The sequence below is a fragment of the Bradyrhizobium sp. A11 genome (assembly GCF_042077125.1).
Taxonomy (GTDB): Bacteria; Pseudomonadota; Alphaproteobacteria; order Rhizobiales; family Xanthobacteraceae; genus Bradyrhizobium; species Bradyrhizobium japonicum_B.
In genome coordinates this window covers 293,160-309,049 of sequence record NZ_CP149509.1, presented here as the reverse complement: position 1 = coordinate 309,049, position 15,890 = coordinate 293,160, and the positions used below count along the sequence as shown (strand labels likewise).

The 15,890-nt window shown below is 65.9% G+C and carries 16 protein-coding genes; 9 read left to right on the top strand and 7 right to left on the bottom strand.

Going from position 1 to position 15,890, the window contains the following annotated elements; genetic code table 11:
- The first annotated feature begins 98 nt into the window (after positions 1-98).
- The 3 genes from WI560_RS01395 to WI560_RS01385 all read left to right on the top strand — a co-directional run bounded on the left by WI560_RS01395 (position 99) and on the right by WI560_RS01385 (position 3,229).
- A complete protein-coding gene (locus WI560_RS01395) occupies positions 99-1,076 on the top strand; it encodes a Bug family tripartite tricarboxylate transporter substrate binding protein (protein ID WP_375306595.1) in 978 nt (325 codons plus the stop codon).
- Between the two features lie 154 nt (positions 1,077-1,230).
- Positions 1,231-1,716: a tripartite tricarboxylate transporter TctB family protein gene (locus WI560_RS01390; protein WP_375306594.1), complete on the top strand. Its 486-nt coding sequence runs from the start codon at positions 1,231-1,233 to the stop codon at positions 1,714-1,716.
- A 4-nt stretch (positions 1,717-1,720) separates the two neighbouring features.
- Positions 1,721-3,229 (top strand): tripartite tricarboxylate transporter permease, encoded by a 1,509-nt coding sequence (locus WI560_RS01385; protein ID WP_375306593.1) that lies wholly within the window; start codon positions 1,721-1,723, stop codon positions 3,227-3,229.
- A gap of 100 nt (positions 3,230-3,329) precedes the next feature.
- On the opposite strand, the gene WI560_RS01380 is transcribed toward WI560_RS01385, so the two are convergent.
- A complete protein-coding gene (locus WI560_RS01380) occupies positions 3,330-5,024 on the bottom strand; it encodes an EAL domain-containing protein (RefSeq protein ID WP_375306592.1) in 1,695 nt (564 codons plus the stop codon).
- A gap of 205 nt (positions 5,025-5,229) precedes the next feature.
- Between WI560_RS01380 and WI560_RS01375 the strand changes: the two genes are divergently transcribed.
- Complete coding sequence (locus WI560_RS01375) at positions 5,230-5,505, top strand: hypothetical protein (protein WP_375306591.1); 276 nt, start codon at positions 5,230-5,232, stop codon at positions 5,503-5,505.
- A gap of 6 nt (positions 5,506-5,511) precedes the next feature.
- On the opposite strand, the gene WI560_RS01370 is transcribed toward WI560_RS01375, so the two are convergent.
- The 3 genes from WI560_RS01370 to mtgA all read right to left on the bottom strand — a co-directional run bounded on the left by WI560_RS01370 (position 5,512) and on the right by mtgA (position 7,332).
- Entirely contained in the window at positions 5,512-6,165 is a 654-nt protein-coding gene (locus WI560_RS01370) for a hypothetical protein (RefSeq protein ID WP_028133812.1), read from the bottom strand.
- A 141-nt stretch (positions 6,166-6,306) separates the two neighbouring features.
- Positions 6,307-6,489, bottom strand: coding sequence for a 50S ribosomal protein L32 (rpmF, locus tag WI560_RS01365; RefSeq protein WP_007598106.1), 183 nt, complete (start codon positions 6,487-6,489; stop codon positions 6,307-6,309).
- Between the two features lie 168 nt (positions 6,490-6,657).
- Positions 6,658-7,332: a monofunctional biosynthetic peptidoglycan transglycosylase gene (gene mtgA / locus WI560_RS01360; protein WP_375306590.1), complete on the bottom strand. Its 675-nt coding sequence runs from the start codon at positions 7,330-7,332 to the stop codon at positions 6,658-6,660.
- A 161-nt stretch (positions 7,333-7,493) separates the two neighbouring features.
- Between mtgA and WI560_RS01355 the strand changes: the two genes are divergently transcribed.
- Both WI560_RS01355 and WI560_RS01350 read left to right on the top strand, forming a co-directional pair.
- On the top strand, positions 7,494-8,417 hold the full coding sequence (locus WI560_RS01355; protein ID WP_375306589.1) for a polyprenyl synthetase family protein: 924 nt from the start codon (positions 7,494-7,496) through the stop codon (positions 8,415-8,417).
- Positions 8,418-8,614: 197 nt separating this feature from the next.
- Positions 8,615-9,304 carry a DUF1345 domain-containing protein gene (locus WI560_RS01350; RefSeq protein ID WP_375306588.1) on the top strand — a complete coding sequence of 230 codons (690 nt, stop codon included), beginning with the start codon at positions 8,615-8,617 and terminating at the stop codon, positions 9,302-9,304.
- Between the two features lie 46 nt (positions 9,305-9,350).
- Here WI560_RS01350 and WI560_RS01345 read toward each other — a convergent pair whose 3' ends face one another.
- Positions 9,351-11,177: a caspase domain-containing protein gene (locus WI560_RS01345; RefSeq protein WP_375306587.1), complete on the bottom strand. Its 1,827-nt coding sequence runs from the start codon at positions 11,175-11,177 to the stop codon at positions 9,351-9,353.
- 185 nt (positions 11,178-11,362) lie between these two features.
- Positions 11,363-11,791 (bottom strand): GFA family protein, encoded by a 429-nt coding sequence (locus WI560_RS01340; RefSeq protein WP_257197162.1) that lies wholly within the window; start codon positions 11,789-11,791, stop codon positions 11,363-11,365.
- A 93-nt stretch (positions 11,792-11,884) separates the two neighbouring features.
- On the opposite strand from WI560_RS01340, the gene WI560_RS01335 reads away from it, so the two are divergent.
- The 3 genes from WI560_RS01335 (at position 11,885) to WI560_RS01325 (ending at position 14,984) form a co-directional block, all read left to right on the top strand.
- The gene (locus WI560_RS01335) at positions 11,885-12,259 is read left to right on the top strand and encodes a nuclear transport factor 2 family protein (RefSeq protein ID WP_028133806.1); all 375 of its coding nucleotides are present in this window, start codon (positions 11,885-11,887) and stop codon (positions 12,257-12,259) included.
- A gap of 213 nt (positions 12,260-12,472) precedes the next feature.
- Positions 12,473-13,330: a class A beta-lactamase gene (bla, locus tag WI560_RS01330; protein ID WP_375306586.1), complete on the top strand. Its 858-nt coding sequence runs from the start codon at positions 12,473-12,475 to the stop codon at positions 13,328-13,330.
- 46 nt (positions 13,331-13,376) lie between these two features.
- A complete protein-coding gene (locus tag WI560_RS01325) occupies positions 13,377-14,984 on the top strand; it encodes a Na+/H+ antiporter (RefSeq protein WP_375306585.1) in 1,608 nt (535 codons plus the stop codon).
- A 39-nt stretch (positions 14,985-15,023) separates the two neighbouring features.
- Here WI560_RS01325 and WI560_RS01320 read toward each other — a convergent pair whose 3' ends face one another.
- Positions 15,024-15,836: an N-acetylmuramoyl-L-alanine amidase gene (locus WI560_RS01320; protein WP_375306584.1), complete on the bottom strand. Its 813-nt coding sequence runs from the start codon at positions 15,834-15,836 to the stop codon at positions 15,024-15,026.
- Positions 15,837-15,890: the final 54 nt, after the last annotated feature.

Genomic DNA, 15,890 nt, shown 5'->3' with positions numbered 1-15,890 from the left:
GCGCAATGCGCTTTTCTTCTCCCGTGAATTCGAGGACAATCCCGTCGCAACAATGAGAAACTGCGGCCCGAACGGGCCGCCGCGAGGGAGGTGTTCCGATGTCGGGGTATGGGCTGAGGGCGGCTGCATTTGCCGCTATGCATGTCGTCATGGGCGCGTTGGCCGCAACCAGCGCTGGCGCGCAAGATTATCCGACCAAGCCGATCACGCTGATCGTGCCGTGGCCGGCCGGCGGATCGACCGATATCTCGATGCGCGCAATCGCCGACAGCGCCTCGAAGGTGCTGGGGCAGCCGATCGTGATCGACAACAAGGCCGGCGGCGGCGGCACGGTCGGTCCCGCGACCATGGCAGCGGCGGCGAAGCCGGACGGCTACACCATCTCGCAGATCCCGATCACGGTCTTCCGCCTGCCCTTGATGCAGGAGGTGTCGTGGGATCCGGCCAAGGACTTCAGCTACATCGTCCATCTCACCGGCTACACCTTCGGTGTGACCACCAGCGCAGAGTCGCAGTTCAAGAGCTGGAAGGACGTGGTGGAGTTCGCGAAGGCGAATCCGGGCAAGGTCACCTATGCCACGCCGGGCGCCGGCACCTCGCTGCATATCGGCATGGAGCAGATCGCCGGAATGTCCGGCATCAAGCTGACGCAAGTCCCGTTCAAGGGCGGTGCGGAGACCAACGCCGCGGTGCTGGGACAGCACACCATGCTCCAGGCGGATTCCACGGGATGGCGGCCGCTGGTCGACGCCGGCAAGCTGCGCCTGTTGATGGTGTGGACGGGCGCGCGGTCGCCGAACTACCCCGATGTGCCGACGCTGAAAGAGCTCGGTTATCCCATGGTCTACGACTCTCCGTTCGGCATCGCCGGCCCGAAGGGAATGGATCCCAAGATCGTCGCCAAGCTGCACGATGCTTTCAAGAAGGCGGTCGAGGACCCCGCCGTCGTGGCGACGCTCGCCAAGTACGACATGGTGCCGAACTACAAGAACACCGAGGATTACAAGAAGTTCGTCGTCGAGGTCACCGAGTCCGAGCGCAAGGTGATCGACAAGCTCGGGCTTGCGAAGAAGTAGGGCCACACTGCTTCGTGTCCCGGACGCAGTGCAGCGCTTCTTCAGCGATGCACTGCAGAGCCGGGACCCACCTTGCCACGAACCGCTGGACCCCGGATCTGCAGCGCACCACTCCGTGCTGCGCAGCGTCCGGGGAATGGTCGAGAGAGAATCGATGCACGATCCAACCAACGTCAAGCTCCGCCTCAACAATTCCGAGCTCTGGGGCGGGCTGATCGGGCTCGCGCTCGGCGGCTTCGTGATCTGGTCGGGCACGAAGCTCAAGCTCGGCACCATCAACGATCCCGGCTCCGGCTACGTGCTGTTCTACACCGGCATCCTGATGTGCGTGTTCGCTGGCGCCATCATCCTCTCCGCGGTCACCGAGGGCGGCCCGACGCTGGCCTCGCGCTGGGAGAACGTGCGCTGGAGCAAGCCGCTCCTGCTGATCGGCTGCCTGGTGGCATTCTCGGTCGCACTGGAGCCGCTCGGCTTCCTGCTGTCGTCGATCCCCTTGATGCTGCTGTTGTTGCGGCTGATCGATCCCGTGCGCTGGACGCTTGCGATTCCGATCGCCGTGCTGGCGCCCATGGGCATGTGGTGGGTGCTGAAGCGGGTGCTGCTGATCCAGCTGCCCTCGGGCCTGTTTGGGATCGGTTGACCGCATGGATACGCTCATCAATGTCGCGCACGGGTTCGGCGTCGCGCTGCTGCCGATCAACCTGCTCTACTGCTTCATCGGCGTCTTCATCGGCACGCTGGTCGGCGTGCTGCCGGGCATCGGGCCGATCTCGGCGATGTCGCTGCTGCTGCCCGTGACGCTGTCGGGCACGCCGGAATCCGGCATCATCATGATGGCTGGCATCTATTACGGCTCGATGTATGGCGGCTCGACCACCTCGATCCTGGTCAACATCCCCGGCGAAGCCGCTTCCGTCGTCACCTGCATCGACGGCCACCAGATGGCGAAGCAGGGCCGCGCTGGCCCCGCGCTCGGCATCGCAGCCTTCGGCTCCTTCATTGCCGGCACGTTTGCACTGATCGCCTTGATGCTGGTCGCGCCGAAGCTTGCCAGCATCGCCATCGCGTTCGGCCCGGCAGAGTATTTCAGCCTGATGGTGCTCGGCCTCGTGGTGCTCACCTTCCTGACGCAGGGCTCGATGCCGAAGGCGCTGCTGATGGCGTGCATTGGCGTCGTGCTCGGTCTGATCGGGCTCGACAGCATCACGGCGCAGCCGCGCCTGACCTTCGGCCGCATGGAGCTGATCGACGGCATCGGGCTCGTGCCCGTCGTGATGGGCCTGTTCGGGGTTGCGGAGGTGCTGCTCAACACCGAGCAGGCGATCAAGCGCGACGTCATCAACACCAGGATCACTCATCTGCTGCCCACCGGGGAGGACTGGAGGGCGAGCGCAGGTCCGGTCGGCCGCGGCACCATGCTCGGCTTCTTCCTCGGCATCCTGCCCGGCGGCGGGGCCGTGGTGGCGTCGTTCGCCTCCTACGCGCTGGAGAAGCGGCTGTCGAAGACGCCCGGGCGTTTCGGCCAAGGAGCGATCGAAGGCGTCGCGGGGCCGGAAGCGGCGAACAACGCCGCGGCGGGCGGAGCCTTCATTCCGCTGATGACGCTCGGCATCCCGCCGAACGTGGTGATGGCGCTGCTGTTAGGCGCCTTCGTCATTCACGGCCTGCAGCCGGGACCGCTGCTGATCACGCAAAACCCCGGCCTGTTCTGGGGCATCGTCGCCAGCATGTATATCGGCAACGTCATGCTGCTGATCCTGAACCTGCCGATGATCGGCATGTGGGTGCAGCTGCTCAAGCTGCCCTACAACATCCTGTTTCCGCTGATCATCCTGTTCACAATCCTCGGCGTCTACTGCTCCAGCAACAATGTGTTCGACGTCTATGTGATGATCGCGTTCGGGATCATCGGCTATTTCATGCGCAAGCTCGGCTACGAGCCGGCACCGCTGGTGCTGGCCTTCGTGCTCGGACCGATGATGGAGAACAATCTGCGTAAGTCGCTGATCCTGTCGCAGGGCGACCTGTGGACCTTCGTGCAGCGGCCGATCTCGGGCGTCTGCCTTGCGTTCGCGATGGTGCTGCTGGTCGCGCCGCTCCTGCCGTCGTTGCGCAAGAAGCGCGAGCTGGTGGCGCTGGACGAGGGGGCGTGATTTCGTAGGGTGGGCAAAGCGAAGCGTGCCCACGCGTCTGTTGCCGTATCGAAAAAGCGTGGGCACGGCGCAAGTGCGCCTTTGCCCACCCTACGACATCTCAGCTCGCCGCAGGCAGCGCGCTCTCCGTTGAAACGCCCCACGGCCGCTCGGCCGAGGCGAGTCCGATCAGCCGGCCCTGGATGTAGTCGCAGCCCCAGTCGCGCAGCATGCCTGCGGCTTCCTCGTCCTGCACCCATTCGGCCACGGTCTTGATGTCGAGGCGGCGGGCGAGGTCGATCAGGGTCTGCACGAAGGCGCGGTCGTCGGCGGAATGGGTGATGTTCTGCACGAAGGCGCCGTCGATCTTCACGATATCGACGCCGAGCTTGCGCAGGTTTCGAAACGAGGTGTAGCCGGCGCCGAAATCGTCGATGGCGATGCGGCTGCCGAAATTCTTCAGCCGCGTGACGAAGCCGCGGACGTCGTCGATGTCCTGGATCGCGACCGTCTCGGTGATCTCGACGATCAGCCGCTCGGCGACGCCGGGATGGGACAGCATCAGCGACTCGATCCCCGCCCACCAGTCCGGGTCCATCGTCGTATCCGGCGAGATGTTGAGGCTGAGGCTGACATCGGGGGCGGCGGCGAGCTCGGCGACCACGAGCTCAAGCACGCGATGATCGACCAGGCGGATCAGGCCGAGCCGTTCGGCGACCGGCACGATGTCGGGCGCGAGCAGCACATGGCCATCGCCCTGGTCCATCCGCACCAGGCATTCGTGGAACGCGCGCTCGCGCGAGGCGGCGGACACCACCGGCTCATAGGCGAGCCTGATGCGGCGCTCGTTCAGCGCGGTGACGATCTCGTCGGTCACGCGGATATTGACGCGGCGCTGCGCGTCGCGCGCGGCGTCCGGACGCCACGCGGCGAACGAGCCGGCGCGGCGGCGCTTGGCGGCGTCCAGCGTCTCGTGGGCGCGGTTGACGGCCTCGTCGGTGTTGCGGGCATAGCGCGGCAGGCTGACCGCGCCGATCGAGGCGGTGACCGAGACCGGGCCGGATTTTGTCGGCACCACCTCGTCGCGGATGCCGGCGAGGAAGCGTTCGGCGGCGACGTTCATGTCGTCGACGGTGCAGTTCTTCAGGATCAGGCCGAACTTGTTGCCGGAGAAACGGCCGAGCACGTCGCCGCCGCGCAGCCGCGAGCGGATGCGCCTGGCGACGTCGAGGATCACGGCGTCGGCAACGTCGAAACCGAAAGCGTCGTTGACGCGGGCGAGGTGATCGATGCCGACCAGCATGAACGCGGCGGTGGAGCGGAAGCGGGTCGTCTCCTCGATCGCCTCGGCCAGCGCCGCGATCATATGCGCGCGGTTGAGTTCGCCGGTCAGCGGATCGAGCCGGGCCAGCTTCGTCAGCTCCTCGTCGCGGGCATGACGCTCGTTGTTGATGCGGACCGAGCCGATCGCGCGCGTGGGGCGGCCGTCGGGACCGGCGAACCAGCGGCCGGTTTCCTCGATCCAGATCACGGGATCGGCGGCGCTCATGCGGACGCCGTACTCGATGCGGTAGGGCGTGCCGTCCGCGCCATGCACGGCGGACGTCTGCGCCAGCGCGGCGGTCCGCAGCGCCGGCCCGGGCTCGATCAGCTTGGCGAATTCGGCGCCGGTCGCCAGCCGCTCGGCAGGAATGCCGGGAAAAACGCTGGCGACCTGGTCACCCCAGACCATGGCATCGCTGGCGATGTCCCAGGCGAACACGGCCTGACCGAGCGCGGCCAGAATGTCGGAGGCTTGCGGCAATGCAGGGGTCAAAATCGCCTCGTTTCGGGACAGCGGGAAGTCCTGAGTCGGCACAGGATAAAGCCAGATTCGCTGCCGACCCTAGGCAAAGTTCATAAACAATTTGGAAACCACGTTCCCAAAGCACCCAGGAACCAATTAAGCTCGACCGGCATAGGCCTTGCGAGACCATCACATGCCCCGGCGCCAATGTCCCAAAACGCGCCAGTTCGAGCAGATGAGCGGTGTTGCGATGGTGAACGCAGACGGATTGGAAGAGACGGAGCGGCAAGCCGGCACGGCCCTCGTGCCGCTGATGCCGACCTTGCGCTGGGTCCGCAAGGCGCCGCTGCCACGTCCCGATCCGAGCTTCGTCGCCCAGCTCATCGCCAATGCCGAGCAGCTGCCCCAAACGAGCCGGTTCCGCCGCGCCTCTTCTGAAGACGCGCAGATGGCCTATGGCAGCAAACGCCCGCTGCAAAGCGTCAGCGCACGGACACGTCAGGTGGCCTGAGGCTGGTCAGCGCGGCGGCGTGTCGGAGGACGGCGGCGTGCCGTTGCCCGGCTGAAGCTGCGGCGAGGCAATTTCCGGCGAAGACGCGCCCTGCACGGGCTTGGGCGCAGGATGGTCCATCAGCACGGATTCGGCGACGGATTGCGCCGAGGCTGCAGGAGGCTCGACCGGTGCCGGCTGCGATGCAATCACCGGCTCGAACTTGCGCTCGGACGCCACATCCTCCGCCGGCGCGTCGGCTTGGCGCTTGGCCTTGCGCGGCGCCGGCACCGTGGTCTCGGCGACATAGGTGACACGGCGGCGCGTGCGCTGGGCAATGCCAGCGAAGAAGTCCGCCATCGCCAGCAGCACCAGCAGGAAAAAGGTGGAGTTGCCGAATTTGGGCCACATCACGAATTCGGCTGCCGCCGCGCCGAAGACGATCAGCGACAGCAGATGGTCCATCAGGAATTTCGATCCGGGCCGCGCACCCTTGACCACTTCCAGCAGCAGCAGAACCACGCCGAGCGCGAGCAGGAGATCGGCAAGCGTGACCGGCCAGGTCTCGCCCGTGACCATCGGCACCCTGAACAGCACGTCCGTGAAGGACACGGTCGGCATCAGGAAGGCGATGATGTTGTAGACCGCGAGCGGAATCAGAAGCAGCGGGAAACCGACCATCGGCAAAATGCCTCTCGATCATGATATCCGGACAGAATAATGCAGCGGCGAAGCATTCGCTCCGCCGCCGTCACCGTCTATCTCGTGGATGGGCCGAAACCAGGCAAGCCAGATCATCCTGCCCGAAGAAGGATCCTGACCTCAGGACTCTTTCTTCTTCAGGACCTGCCGGCCCTTGTACATACCGGTCTTGAGGTCGAGGTGGTGCGGACGACGGAGTTCGCCGGAGTCCTTGTCTTCCACATAGGTCGGCTTCTTGATGGCGTCTGCCGAGCGGCGCATGCCACGGCGCGACGGCGAGGTTTTTCTTCTCGGAACGGCCATTTCAATATCCTCTAGGGATTGGTGTCATCAGGGCATCGTCCGGAGGGGACGGCTCAGCACCCGCAATACGAGGCGAGCTGAATGCCGATCAAGGCCGGGCTTATAGAGGAAGGCTGGCCGTAAAGCTAGGCTCTTGGGCCGGAAAATACGCCCGGAACGGGCTCAAAATCAGCGATTTTCGCGCCAGCAGGTCGCGAGCGAACTCGCCTGCCCCCGCGCCATATAGGTGGCCGCAAGCCGCCGGACGCCAGGGCCCGGGGTTTTGGCGCTGCGTTTCACTGGATTCGGTAGGATCGAGGCCAGGAGCGCCGCCTCCCGGGGTGAAAGGTCCTCCGCCGACTTGCCAAAGGCATGGGCGCTGCCAGCCTCGACGCCAAACTGGCCCTGCGGACCGAGCTCGGCGATGTTGAGGTAAATTTCCAGGATCCGCGGCTTGGGCAGGACGAGGTCGATCCAAAGGGCCAGCGGGAATTCCAGTGCCTTGCGGACGAAATCCCGCCCCTGCCAGAGGAACAGGTTTTTTGCGACCTGCTGGGTGATGGTGGAGGCGCCCCGGAACGGCGTACCGTCCTCCTGCGCATCATCGATCGCCTCGCGCAACGCGCCCCAATCGATCCCGTGATGCTTGCAGAAATGCGCGTCCTCGGCTGCCACCACTGCGCGCGGCAGATAGGGCGACATCGCGGCCAGATCGATCCACTCCCGCTGCATCGGCGCGCCGCGAAGCGAGCGCCAGGCCATCAGCGTCGAGACGGGATGGCCGGTGCGGTAGAATGGCGCGATCACATAGGGCGCGAGCAGCGCAACCGCGAACACCAGAAGAAGGATTTTGACGACGCGCAAATCGACCTTTCCGGCGCAAGCTGAACCACGGCCACGGGCTGGAGCATTAAGTCTGTGATAATTCGGGCCTTTTCCAGCACTTTTTAGGCCTTCCAAACGATTGACTGAGGCGGGCGCATAAAGGATTGTCCCGCCGAATTTTAGTTCTGGAGCCCTCCTTGATGACCGGCACGTCCCCGTCCGATTTCGCCAAACGTCTGGACAAGACCGCTGATGATACCGAGGCCCTGCTCGGGCGCCTGCTGTCGGACGATATCCTGCACGATGAGATCGCCCGGCCCAAGCGACTGATGGACGCAATGCGCTATTCGAGCCTGAACGGCGGCAAGCGTTTGCGGCCGTTCCTGGTGGTCGAGAGCGCAGCAATATTCGGCGTTCCGCGCGAAGCGGCGCTGCTCGTGGGCGCGGCGCTCGAATGCATCCACTGCTATTCGCTGATCCATGACGACCTGCCGGCCATGGACAATTCGGACCTGCGCCGCGGCCGCCCCACGCTGCACAAGAAGACCGATGACGCCACCGCGATCCTCGCCGGCGATGGTCTCCTGACGCTCGCCTTCGACATCGTCACCCGCGACGAGATCCATCGCGACGCCAACGTGCGCCTTCTGCTGACGCGCGCGCTGGCGCGCTGCGCCGGCATCGGCGGCATGGTCGGCGGCCAGATCCTCGATCTCGCCGGCGAGGGCCGCTTCGGCGGCAACGAGCCGATCGATGTCGCCCGTATCCAGCAAATGAAGACCGGCGCCCTGCTGCGCTACGGCTGCATCGCGGGCGCGATCCTCGGCCAGGCCTCGCAGAAGGAATATCAGGCGCTCGACGATTACGGCCGCGCGCTCGGCGAAGCCTTCCAGATCGCGGACGATCTTCTCGACATCGAGGGCGATGCGGCAGCGCTCGGCAAGCCGGCCGGCGCCGATGCCGCGCTCGGCAAGACCACGTTCGTCACCCAGCTCGGCATCGAAGGCGCCAAGCAGCGCGTGCGCGACCTGCTCGCGCGGGCCGACAGTGCCGTCTCGATCTTCGGCGACCGCGCCGCCGTGCTGCAGGCGGCGGCACGCTTCGTCGCCGAGCGGAAGAACTAATAGCTCCGGGCTCCTTCACCTCTCCCGCTTTGCGGGAAAGGTCGACACGCTCGCAGAGCGTGGCGGGTGAGGGCACTCTTCTTTTGGGGGTCCTCGATTGTGGAGACACCCTCTCCGCACCCCTCCCCCGCGAGCGGGGGCGGGAGCGCACCTACGATGCGGCCACAACGAGAGTTGAGTGAGAGAGCCGTCCCGTCATGGCTACAAACAAGGAAGATCCCGCCCTCGCCCGCTTCCGCAAGATGTCGCGGCCGGTGCGGCTGATCTATGCGCGGCCGCGGACCTTCATCGCGGTCGGGGCCGGCATCCTGGTCGGCCTGCTGCTGCCGGGCTCGTACCGGCTGGTGACGCGGCTCCTGTTCGGCTGGGACGCGCTGATCGCGGTCTATCTCGTGCTGGTCTATGCGATGATGCTGTGCAACGACCACCACCACATCCGCCGCGCCGCCGCGATGCAGGACGACGGCCGCTTCGTGATCCTGCTGGTGACGGCGATCGGCGCCTTCGCCAGCATCGCGGCAATCGTCTCCGAACTCGGTACGCCCCATCGCGGCGTGCTGGAGTTGAGTATCGCCATCACCACCATCGCTTTGTCGTGGGCCGCCGTGCACACGACCTTCGCGCTGCATTACGCGCATGATTATTACCGCAGCACCACGCCGGGCGGCCTGCAATTCCCAAGCGGCGACAAGGAAGACCACGCCGATTATTGGGACTTCGTCTATTTCTCGTTCGTGATCGGCATGACCGCGCAGGTCTCCGACGTCGGCATCACCGACAAGACGATCCGCCGCACGGCCACCGCGCACGGGATCGTGTCGTTCATCTATAACACGGCCTTGCTGGCCCTGACGGTGAACATCGCAGCGAGCGCGATCTCGGCCTGACGTCGTCCGAGCCCTGCCGGACGACGCTCTCGACCACGCATGCCCCTCAGCGACACACCTCGACATTGGCGTCGACGTGGGGGCCGCCGCCGCCGCGATATTCGAGATGGCAGCCGCGGTTGACGGGACGGCAACCGAGGCTGTTGCAGAATATCTGCCCGCCGCCGGACGGACGGCCGGCACCAGCCGCCGCAGTCATGCCGGCCGCGGCACCATAGCCGCCCGCCGTGCCAGCGGCAGCACCGCCGGCCTGACGACGCTGCCGTGCGGGACGCTCGTCACCGACGTCGCGCTTCGCCGTCGCCGGCTTGGCCGGCTTTGCGGCGCGCTGCTTCTCGCACTCATTGTCGTCGTTGACCGCATAGCCCTCGCGGCAGACGATCTTCGTGCATTTGTCGCCGTCGGCCTTGAAGCCGTGCTCGCAAACCAGCGGACAGACCCGCGCCGGCTTGGCCTTGACCGCATCGAGCGCGTCGGTGCTCGCGACCTTGACGTCGAGCTTGGTGCCGGCATAGCGATTGAACTGCGACAGCGAGCGCTGCGAGGACGTATTCCAGTTGCCGTCGGCCGAGCCCGAGAAGCAGCCGACGCGGCCGAGCTCGGTCTGCACCGACCGGTTGAGATCGGCCGGCGCGGTCGGCGGCGTCAGCGAGGCGACATTGGTGCCGGCCGGGCCTGCCGTGCTGGCCGGCGCGGCGCTCGGGGCCGCGGCGGCAAGGTTGACGCGCTGCTGCTCGGCCGCGGCCGCCTGCTGCTGCGCCTGCTCCTTCGCCTTCTGCGCGGCAAGCTGGGCCTGCTCGGCGGCTTTGGCGTCGGCCGCGGCTCTGGCCTGCGCGTCCTTCTGGGCGCCGAGGGCCGCGAGGCGCTCGCGCTCGGCCTCGGCCTGCTTCGCCTTCGCGATGGCCGCTGCGTGGGCCTGCTCGGCACCGAGCTTTTCGACCTGGAGCTTGGCGAGATTTGCATAGAAGCCATCGGGGTGCTGGGCGAGGAAGGCGTCCCATGCCGCCTTGTTGCCAACCTGCAGCGCGAGCTCATAGTCGCGGCGGATATCGGCCTGCGGGTTCGCCACCGGCGCGACGGGCGCAGCGGCCACCACCTTGACCGGAACCAGCGGCACGTCCTCGCCGCCGAGCGAGCCGTAGACGAACGGCTCCTGCTTGTTGGCGGTCGACTTGAGCACCTCGTCGCGCACGAAACCGAACGCGCGGCGGACATCGAGGCCCGGCGTCGTCAGATATTTCGACAGCGCCACCGTAAAGGGGCTATTGGCGCCGTCGCCATCCTGGGCGGTGAAGCCGGCCTTCGCCGAATAGGCGATCAGCGTGTTGGGGCTGGTCGGCTCGACTTGTGCGAGGCCTCGACCCATGGCGCGCGAGGCAATCGTGCGCTTCATCCTCTTGGCGAACGGATTGTCACGGCAGGCGTCCAGGATCACCAGGCGGAGCTGCTTGGCGGGCTCGACGGCGACGAGAACGCGGTCGAGCGAGAGCGCCTCGTCATAGACGTCGGTGTCGCGCTCGAGCTTGGCGTCGACCGGGATCAGATAGTTCGAGCCCTCGACCTCGATGCCGTGGCCGGCATAGTAAACCACGGCGATGTCGGCCGTGCGGGTCGCGTCGGCAAAATCGCGCAGCACGCGCCGGGTGTCCTGCGCGGACAAATCGTGCCGGGAATCGACGATATCGAAACCGGCCTCCTTCAGCGTCTTGGCTATCACCGCACCGTCATTGACGGGGTTGGTGAGCGACGGCGCGTGCTGATACGCCGAATTGGCGAGCACCAGCGCGACGCGCTTTCCGGCGAACGCGGGATCCGCGCCGAATAGCAGCGCGGCGGCGAGGAGAAGCGGGCAGAGTCTGAGCAGATTGCACATGACACGACTTCCGAAGTTCGGGGCGTCTCGAGCCCCCTTTGGGACCGCTTTAGCAGGATGTGGTGGCGATGCTTGTGATGGAGGTCACGAAGACCGCACCGACCAACTGCCCGAAAGCCCCCCTATGTTTGTCGCGCCAGACCGGCCGGGGTTCGCTGCCAGGCCGGCGTTCCGGCCGAGTTCCCTCAGCCGTCGCCGATATGCCCCCGATATTGCGGCAGATTGTCCGTAATTTCGTGCCAGGGCGCCTTCGAGCCTACGAAAATATGGGCGCTAGGCTGGATCGAAGGGGCATCGACCAGGGCTCCCATGGCGACATGGACCCATTGTCCGTCGCGCACCCGGGAGTAAAGCAGCGAGCCGCATCGCCGACAATGGGCGTCATGGGCGGTGGCGTCGCCGAAAATGAGGCGCTGGTCGTCACCCCTGACGATGCGGAGCTCGTCCTGCGGGATGCCGGCGAACGGCTTGAAGGCCGAGCCGGTGGTGCGGCGGCAATTGGAACAGTGGCAGTTCATCGCATAGGAGAACGCGTCGGCCACCTCGAAGCGGACGGTGCGGCAGTAGCATTCGCCGATCAAGATACGCGCGTTCGAATTTTCTGATCCGGTCATGGCAAGCCTTGGCGCAAATGGCTGACACACCCATAGCGCATTTTGATGTCTACGACTAAGTTCGCCGCAAGCCATCATGCAAAAGGGTGATCCATGAGCCAGAACCGTTCGAGCGTCGAAGCCGTCGTGCAATCCTATTTTGACGGCCTTTACGAGGGCGACGCCGAAAAGCTCGGCGCCATCTTCCATCCCTCGGCTGACTTGCGCTGGGTCGAGAAGGGCGAGCTGCAGGTGCTGACTGTGCCCGACTGGCTCGATCGTGTGCGCAAGCGCCCCTCCGCCAAGGCCGAGGGCAAGCCGCGCGAGGATTTCATCGTCACCATCGACCGTTCGGACGAGAAGACTGCCTTCATCAAGGTCCGGTGCCAATTGCCGCCGCGCTACTTCACCGATTATTTGGTGGCGATGAAGCTCGCCGACGGCTGGCAGATCGTGTCGAAATCGTATCGGTACGACCTGAGGGAGTGACGGAGTCTTCCCCCGTCTAACTTGCGAGGCACCCGCCTCCCCTGTTCATGAATGCGAGCCAAACTCTCGCCACACGTCATTGCGAGGAGCTCTTGCGACGAAGCAATCCAGAATCCCTCCGTGGATCGATTCTGGGTTGCTTCGCTGCGCTCGCAATGACGGCGCGGATGAAGCGTGCGTAATCGTCCCTCTCCGCTGACCCGAAAGTCTCCCATGCCGCTCGATCGCCGTTCTCTGCTCGCCTCGCTCTGCTGGATGGCTGCGTCTCCCGTGCTTGCCGCGGAGGCGCCGCCCGAGTTCGGAGCCTACGAGCGCGAGAGCGGCGGGCGGGTCGGGCTCCATGCGGAGAACCTTGCGACCGGCGCAAAGCTCAGCTGGCGCGCCGATGAGCGCTTCGTCATGTGCTCGACCTTCAAGGCCTCGCTCGCCGCCTGCGTGCTGGCGCGGGTCGATCGCGGCGAGGAGCAACTCGCGGCCATGATCCCTTACGGCAAGGCCGACCTGCTGGACTATGCGCCGGTCGCCAAGCAGAATCTCGCGGCCGGCACGATGTCGGTCGCCGACATGTGCAAGGCAATCGTCGAGCTCAGCGACAATACCTGCGCCAATCTGCTGCTGGCACGGATCGGCGGGCCGGCTGCCCTTACCGCATTCTGGCGGTCGATTGGCGATACCACCTCGCGGCTCGATCATAACGAGCCAGAGCTCAACCGCTCGCTTCCCGGCAATCCCCAGGATACCACGACGCCGGCGGCGATGGCGGGCAATTTGCGCCGCCTGGTGGTCGGCGACGCCTTGTCGCCGGCCTCGCGTGCCCTGCTCACGGAGTGGATGGTGAACTGCAAGACCGGCGCGAACCGGCTGCGCGGCGGCCTGCCCGCAAGCTGGACCATCGGCGACAAGACCGGCAACAACGGCAAGGATGCTGCGGGCGACATCGCGGTGGTCTGGCCAAAACCCGACACGCCGATCCTGATCACGGCCTACGTCCAGGGCGGCGCGCCGAATGCGGCGCAGATCGAGGCCGTGTTCGCGCGGATCGGTCGGATGGTGGCTGAGCGGCTGGCGTAAGCCGCGCATTGACGCAGCGATCGCTTCCGGGTCAAGACAGATCGTCATGGAAGCGAAGTTTCAGACGTTCCTCATCCTGCTTGCCGTATTGGCAGGCGTGGCGTTGGCCGCACGCCGCTTCAATATCGCGCCCGCCATCCTGCTGATGCTGGCAGGCGTCGGCCTCGCCTTTGTGCCTGGCATGCCCCAGGTGGAATTGCCGCCGGAACTGGTGCTGCTGATGGTGCTGCCGCCGCTGATCTACTCGGCGAGCGTCGCCATGAGCTGGCGCGAGTTCAGGAAGAATCTGCGCCCCATCGTGCTGCTCGCGGTCGGCGCCGTGGTCTTCACGGCGGCGATGGTGGCCGCCGCGACGCATTACATAATTGGCCTGCCCTGGACCATCGGCTTCCTGCTCGGCGCCATCGTCGCGCCGCCCGACGTGGTGGCGCCGCTCGCGATCGCGCGCCGGCTCAACATGCCGCGGCGGCTCCTGGTCATCCTCGAGGGGGAAGGACTCGCCAACGACGCCACCGCGCTGATCCTCTACCGCTTTGCGCTGGCCGCAATCATGGTCGGGCATTTCTCGCTGCCGCTTGCCGCCGGCGAATTCCTCCTCATCGTCGCCAGCGAGATCGCCTTCGGCATCGGCGTCGGCTGGCTCGCCCTTCGCTTCCGCAAATGGTCCGGAGATCCGCAGGTCGAGCTGACGCTGTCGCTGATCACGCCCTACGTGTCCTACTGGCTGCCCGAGCATGTCGGCGGCTCCGGCGTGATCGCAACCGTCGCCTGCGGGCTCTATGTGAGCTGGAACGGCCCGCTGCTGATCTCGTCCGCGACGCGGCTGCAAGGCATCTTCTTCTGGGACCTCGTGATCTACCTGATCGAAGGCGTGCTGTTCCTGCTCACCGGCTTCCAGATGCGCGCGCTCTACGAGAAATCGAAGTCATTTCCGCTCGACGACATCCTGATCGCAACCGCATTGGTCCTGATGATCGTCGTGATCGCGCGCTTCGCCTGGCTCTATCCGGCAACCTATCTGCCGCGGATGCTCAGCAAGTCGCTGCGCCAGCGCGATCCGGCGCCGCCATGGCAATGGCCGTTCGTGCTCGCCTTCACCGGCGTGCGCGGCGCGGTCTCGCTGGCGGCCGCGCTGGCGCTGCCGTTCGCGTTGCCGAACGGCGAGGCCTTTCCGTATCGCGACCTGATCCTGTTCGTCGCCTTCGGCGTCATCTCCGTCACGCTGATCGGCATCGGCCTTACGCTGCCGCCGGTGGTGCGCTGGCTTGGTGTCGCGCAGGCCGGCCGCAACGAGCATGTCGCCGAGCACGCGGCCGAGATCGCCGCCCGCCGCCAGGCCCTCGATGTCGCATTGAAATCGCTCGAGGCCATGACAGCGGGGCAGGAAGTCTCCGACGAGGTGATGCGGCTGCTGCGTGCACGTCACGAGATCCGCGTCAACCAGCTGCCGGATTCACTCGACCCCGGCCACCAGGACGTGTCCGCCGCCGGCACCGCGTTGACCCGCGACTTGATCGCCGCCGAACGCAGATTCATTCACAACCTGCTGCGCGACGGCCAGATCACCGACGAAACGCGGCGGCGGATCGAGCGCGACCTGGATCTGGAGGAGGCAAGCCTGGCGAACCGGGAATATCGGGGCGGGCCGCTGTAACTTTTCGTCATTGCGAGCGCAGCGGCGCAGCGGAGCAATCTACCGCCTCTCGCAGAACTGCCTCATCGCGGCCGCGACGGCTCCCGCGACGGCCTCGTGCCGCTCCGGCGAGTTCATCTCCATTTCCTCGTCGCGGTTGATGATCGAGCCCGCCTCCAGCAGCACCGCGGCGCTTCGCGTCCGCGACAGCACGACGAGCCCGTCATAGCGGTAGACACCGACATCCTTGTCGAGCAACTGGCGGCGGTAGCGGCCCATCACCGGCAATGTGTACTGGCTGGCATAGTGCAGGCCCTGCTCCTTCAGCTGCCCGCCGATCATCCGGGCCAGCATCAGGCTGGTCGCAAAGTGCGGATTCTGCCGCGACACGAACAGCGAGTGGCCCGAAAAGCGGTCGCTGAAATAGCTCTTTGCGCCGTCGAACTCCCAGGTCTCGAGCAGCTTGTCCGGCACCGAGTCGTGATGGACCGACAGGAACAGATCGGCCCGGCCGTCATTCGCGGCACTGACCCGCTTGAACAGGCTCGGCCGCGCCTTGCCGTCCGTGACGAGCAGGCGGGTTGCCGCGAAGCCTTCAGACTGGAGCTTCGCTGTGATCAACCTGGCGAGGCGGAAGTTGAAGCCGAACTCCGGATCATTGCGCGCGCTGAGCGCGCCGTAAGAGTCCGGCGTGTGCCCGACATCCACGACGATCCTGAATCTCGGCATCTCGCATCTGGCCGGTTGCGACGGCCTCGGCTTGGTTCTGGCTATCTTTCGCGCGGCAGCAGCCTCGCTGGCGTCGACAAGGGCGAGCGGCGACAGCAGGATCGACGCGACCAACCCGGCGATGATCCTGCGCGATTGCCCCAAGCCCTGCTCCGCCCTGCGATCCGCGGGCGGCCGACGAAGCCCGCGATTTGGCTT

Excerpts from the sequence above, each read along its gene's own strand:
- WI560_RS01390 (WP_375306594.1), top strand. The coding sequence starts at position 1,231 with ATGCACGATCCAACCAACGTCAAGCTCCGCCTCAACAATTCCGAGCTC.
- bla (WP_375306586.1), top strand. The coding sequence starts at position 12,473 with ATGCCGCTCGATCGCCGTTCTCTGCTCGCCTCGCTCTGCTGGATGGCT.
- WI560_RS01375 (WP_375306591.1), top strand. The coding sequence starts at position 5,230 with ATGAGCGGTGTTGCGATGGTGAACGCAGACGGATTGGAAGAGACGGAG.
- WI560_RS01325 (WP_375306585.1), top strand. The coding sequence starts at position 13,377 with ATGGAAGCGAAGTTTCAGACGTTCCTCATCCTGCTTGCCGTATTGGCA.
- WI560_RS01350 (WP_375306588.1), top strand. The coding sequence starts at position 8,615 with ATGGCTACAAACAAGGAAGATCCCGCCCTCGCCCGCTTCCGCAAGATG.
- rpmF (WP_007598106.1), bottom strand. The coding sequence starts at position 6,489 with ATGGCCGTTCCGAGAAGAAAAACCTCGCCGTCGCGCCGTGGCATGCGC.
- WI560_RS01340 (WP_257197162.1), bottom strand. The coding sequence starts at position 11,791 with ATGACCGGATCAGAAAATTCGAACGCGCGTATCTTGATCGGCGAATGC.
- WI560_RS01370 (WP_028133812.1), bottom strand. The coding sequence starts at position 6,165 with ATGGTCGGTTTCCCGCTGCTTCTGATTCCGCTCGCGGTCTACAACATC.
- WI560_RS01345 (WP_375306587.1), bottom strand. The coding sequence starts at position 11,177 with ATGTGCAATCTGCTCAGACTCTGCCCGCTTCTCCTCGCCGCCGCGCTG.
- WI560_RS01335 (WP_028133806.1), top strand. The coding sequence starts at position 11,885 with ATGAGCCAGAACCGTTCGAGCGTCGAAGCCGTCGTGCAATCCTATTTT.
- WI560_RS01355 (WP_375306589.1), top strand. The coding sequence starts at position 7,494 with ATGACCGGCACGTCCCCGTCCGATTTCGCCAAACGTCTGGACAAGACC.
- WI560_RS01385 (WP_375306593.1), top strand. The coding sequence starts at position 1,721 with ATGGATACGCTCATCAATGTCGCGCACGGGTTCGGCGTCGCGCTGCTG.
- WI560_RS01395 (WP_375306595.1), top strand. The coding sequence starts at position 99 with ATGTCGGGGTATGGGCTGAGGGCGGCTGCATTTGCCGCTATGCATGTC.